Raw genomic sequence first — 3,240 nt, 5'->3', positions numbered from 1 at the left:
AAACTTCCCATAATGTTTCTTATGTGCTTCAAGTATATAAAAAGGCGTAAAAATACGCCTATAGATAATGGGGTTGAAATAGGTTTATTGTTGATGAGATTGTAGATAATTCAATTTTTTACTTCCAATCGAATACTTAAAACCTCCACCTTTTCTGCCTGTAATTGTTCATCATAAAATTCAATATCTTCAGGATTTTCCCCTTGGCAACCTCGGTAGAAATATTCTTCCGCTCGATCAGGATTCAAAAATCGACAAGCACAAACAAAACAGTCTCCATCATCATTTATTGAGATAATATAGTAGATTGAAATAANNGATTAGGAAAGTTAAATTAGTTTCTAGAAATTTTTAGCAGATGTAGTGTGCTATTCTAGTCTCAATTTACTATGGCTTCAAATATATCTTTCGAAAAAATATTTACAGATGTGTAATTTTGAAGCTTGCAAAAGCTAGTAAACTTGTAGATTTCGATTTGAAGCAATTTGTTTTCTTGCCCGATATTGTTTTTGAAATTGAATTTTTCCATAGTGACTCCTTGATTTTCTTCTACACGTCTGATGATAAATCTAATTCGCAAAAGAGTCAAGAGGATTTTTCGAAAAATAAATAGCGACCGAAATCGCTATTTTAAGGGTTATAGGTATTTGATAGCTTAGACTGCTGTGTGACTGTTTACCCTCAGGTAATCTTTCTTCTATATTATCATTAGTAAAGGTCTAAATAATTATCAATTTCCCATTGTGAAACGAAGGTTGCATAGCTTGCCCATTCGATTCGCTTGGCTTCAAGGAAACTAGTATAGATATGTTCTCCAAGAGCTGCTCTGACCACCTCATCTTCTGTCAAAGCTTTCAAAGCGTTGTGAAGGGTTGATGGAAGGTCTGTAATACCAGCTTCCTTGCGCTCTTCTGCTGTCATGATGTAGATATTTTCTTCGATAGGAGCTGGTGCTTCGATTTTATTTTCAATACCATGCAAACCAACTTCCAAAAGAACTGTCATAGCGATATATGGGTTTGCCATTGGATCAACTGAACGCAACTCAAGACGAGTTCCCATACCACGTGAAGCAGGCACGCGTACAAGTGGCGAACGGTTACGACCAGCCCAAGCAATGTAAACAGGGGCTTCATAACCTGGAACCAAACGTTTGTATGAGTTAACCGTTGGGTTCATGATAGCAGTATAGTTGTAGGCATGCTTGATCAAACCGCCAAGGAAATGGTAGGCCGTTTCTGACAACTGCATTCCTTTTGGATCATTTGGATCAAAGAAGGCATTATTTCCTTCTGCATCAAACAAGGACATATTACAGTGCATACCTGATCCAGCAATACCAAATTTTGGTTTGGCCATAAAGGTTGCGTAAAGGCCATGTTTGCGAGCAATGGTTTTAACAACAAGTTTAAAGATTTGAATCTTATCACAAGCACGGAGAACTTCATCATACTTAAAGTCAATCTCATGCTGTCCAACCGCAACCTCGTGGTGACTGGCTTCTACTTCAAATCCCATTTGGGTCAAGACATTCACAATCTCACGACGTGTGTTGTCCGCAAGGTCAGTAGGCGCCAAATCAAAGTAGCCACCCTTGTCATTCACTTCAAGTGTTGGGTCCCCATTTTCATCGAGTTTAAATAGGAAAAATTCTGGCTCTGGTCCAAGGTTGAAGGATTTGAATCCAACTTCTTCCATGTGACGAAGAGCACGTTTCAAATTGCCACGAGGGTCCCCCGCAAATGGTTCACCTTCTGTTGTATAGACATCACAGATCAAACCTGCAACACTTCCATTTTCATCTCCCCAAGGGAAGACTGTCCATGTATCCAAGTCAGGGTACAAGTACATATCTGACTCATTGATACGTACAAAACCTTCAATAGAAGATCCATCAAACATAGCCTTGTTTGACAAGACTTTATCTAACTGTTCATCTGTAGCAGGAATTTCGACGTTTTTCATGGTTCCCAAAATATCTGAGAACATGAGACGGATAAAGGTAACATTTTTTTCCTTGACTTCACGACGAATATCTGCAGCTGTGATTGGCATGAGTTTTCTCCTTAATGTATGACTACTTGCGGTTGCTTAACCGCGACCAAAAGGTGATTGCACCGAAGCAAAGCGACCCTGTTGGAGGAGTTCATTGTGAAGTGCACGGCGCACCTCAGTCTGACTCACCGCTTTCTTGGATTTCGCTTCACGTTCAGCATATTTTTTCTTAATGGCAACGATATTATAACCTTCAGAGATATAATCTTTGATTTCAAGCAGACGATCCATGTCATTCAAGGAATACATGCGACGGTTCCCTTCGTTTCGATCAGGTTTGATCAACTCTTGATCTTCATAATAACGAATCTGACGCGCCGATAGATCGGTCAACTTCATAACACTGCCGATAGGAAAAACAGCCATATTTCGGCGAAATTCTTTTTCCTTCATTTACAATTTCCTTCTTTCTGTCTATTATAGTCTAAAAAAAGACAAACGTCAATTGATAATGTTATAAAATGTAACATTATTTTTCTTTTTTCTCTAAAAAGAGCCGAATGCGATCAATATCGTAATTTACGAGAATTGCGACAAAAACTCCCATAAACGTTTCTGATACACGCGCAAAAACGTACAAAATTGTTTCCCCGCTCGGAATCGATAGGGTAATGATTAACATAGCCGCTACACCACCAATAACCCCTGCTTTGTTATTCATGGCTACATTTGTCATAATGGTTAACATGGTGCAGATTGGAACAACTACCAAGGTCACCCAAAAGGCTTCGTGGAAAAAGGTATTTAATAAGAAAAAGACAAAGGCATAGAGGCCTCCGATACTATTCCCTAGAATACGCGAAGTCCCAAAATGAACACTCTTATCAAAACTCTCCCTCAGGCTAAAAACAGCTGTCAAAGCACCGATTTGAAGACCTTTCCAACCAAAAAAGCCAAAAATCAAGAGAACTAGAAAAACAGCAATTCCTGTTTTAAAGGTTCGCATACCAAGTTTGAACTGGGATTTATCGAATTTATATTTTTTAAAATAACTCATAATCTCAACTTTCTATTTCCATTTTATCATAAATCGGTGATTTTTATGAGTAATAGTTGCGAGGAAGCGCTTTTATTTTAAGCAAAAGAAAAGAGGAACTCTCATCCCTCTCTTCTTTGATTTGTTTATAAAATCTTATTTTTCTGTCAAGGCTGCAAGTCCTGGAAGAACTTTATACTCAATGAAAA

General features: G+C 38.3%; 5 protein-coding genes. 1 reads left to right on the top strand and 4 read right to left on the bottom strand.

Translation table 11 applies throughout. The annotated features are described in order from the left end of the window. Nucleotides 1–379: 379 nt before the first annotated feature. Entirely contained in the window at nt 380–529 is a 150-nt protein-coding gene (locus tag HT719_RS11780; RefSeq protein WP_172929128.1) for a cell envelope, read from the bottom strand. Between HT719_RS11780 and HT719_RS10280 the strand changes: the two genes are divergently transcribed. Continuing rightward, entirely contained in the window at nt 494–613 is a 120-nt protein-coding gene (locus HT719_RS10280) for a hypothetical protein (RefSeq protein ID WP_001808898.1), read from the top strand. The genes HT719_RS11780 and HT719_RS10280 overlap by 36 nt on opposite strands. Before the next feature lie 95 nt (nt 614–708). On the opposite strand, the gene glnA is transcribed toward HT719_RS10280, so the two are convergent. The 3 genes from glnA to HT719_RS10265 all read right to left on the bottom strand — a co-directional run bounded on the left by glnA (nt 709) and on the right by HT719_RS10265 (nt 3,052). After that, nucleotides 709–2,055 carry a type I glutamate--ammonia ligase gene (gene glnA / locus HT719_RS10275; protein WP_050261078.1) on the bottom strand — a complete coding sequence of 449 codons (1,347 nt, stop codon included), beginning with the start codon at nt 2,053–2,055 and terminating at the stop codon, nt 709–711. Between the two features lie 36 nt (nt 2,056–2,091). Continuing rightward, nucleotides 2,092–2,448 (bottom strand): transcriptional repressor GlnR, encoded by a 357-nt coding sequence (gene glnR / locus HT719_RS10270; RefSeq protein ID WP_088806357.1) that lies wholly within the window; start codon nt 2,446–2,448, stop codon nt 2,092–2,094. A 76-nt stretch (nt 2,449–2,524) separates the two neighbouring features. Beyond that, nucleotides 2,525–3,052, bottom strand: a complete 528-nt coding sequence (locus tag HT719_RS10265; protein WP_000119913.1) for an aromatic acid exporter family protein — start codon at nt 3,050–3,052, stop codon at nt 2,525–2,527. Nucleotides 3,053–3,240 lie beyond the last annotated feature (188 nt).

Origin of the sequence: Streptococcus sp. k-378 (assembly GCF_013277505.1) — a bacterium.
Lineage (GTDB): Bacteria > Bacillota > Bacilli > Lactobacillales > Streptococcaceae > Streptococcus > Streptococcus pseudopneumoniae.
This window is presented reverse-complemented; position numbering and strand designations above follow the sequence as displayed.

Excerpts from the sequence above, each read along its gene's own strand:
- HT719_RS11780 (WP_172929128.1), bottom strand. The coding sequence starts at position 529 with ATGGAAAAATTCAATTTCAAAAACAATATCGGGCAAGAAAACAAATTG.
- glnA (WP_050261078.1), bottom strand. The coding sequence starts at position 2,055 with ATGCCAATCACAGCTGCAGATATTCGTCGTGAAGTCAAGGAAAAAAAT.
- glnR (WP_088806357.1), bottom strand. The coding sequence starts at position 2,448 with ATGAAGGAAAAAGAATTTCGCCGAAATATGGCTGTTTTTCCTATCGGC.
- HT719_RS10265 (WP_000119913.1), bottom strand. The coding sequence starts at position 3,052 with ATGAGTTATTTTAAAAAATATAAATTCGATAAATCCCAGTTCAAACTT.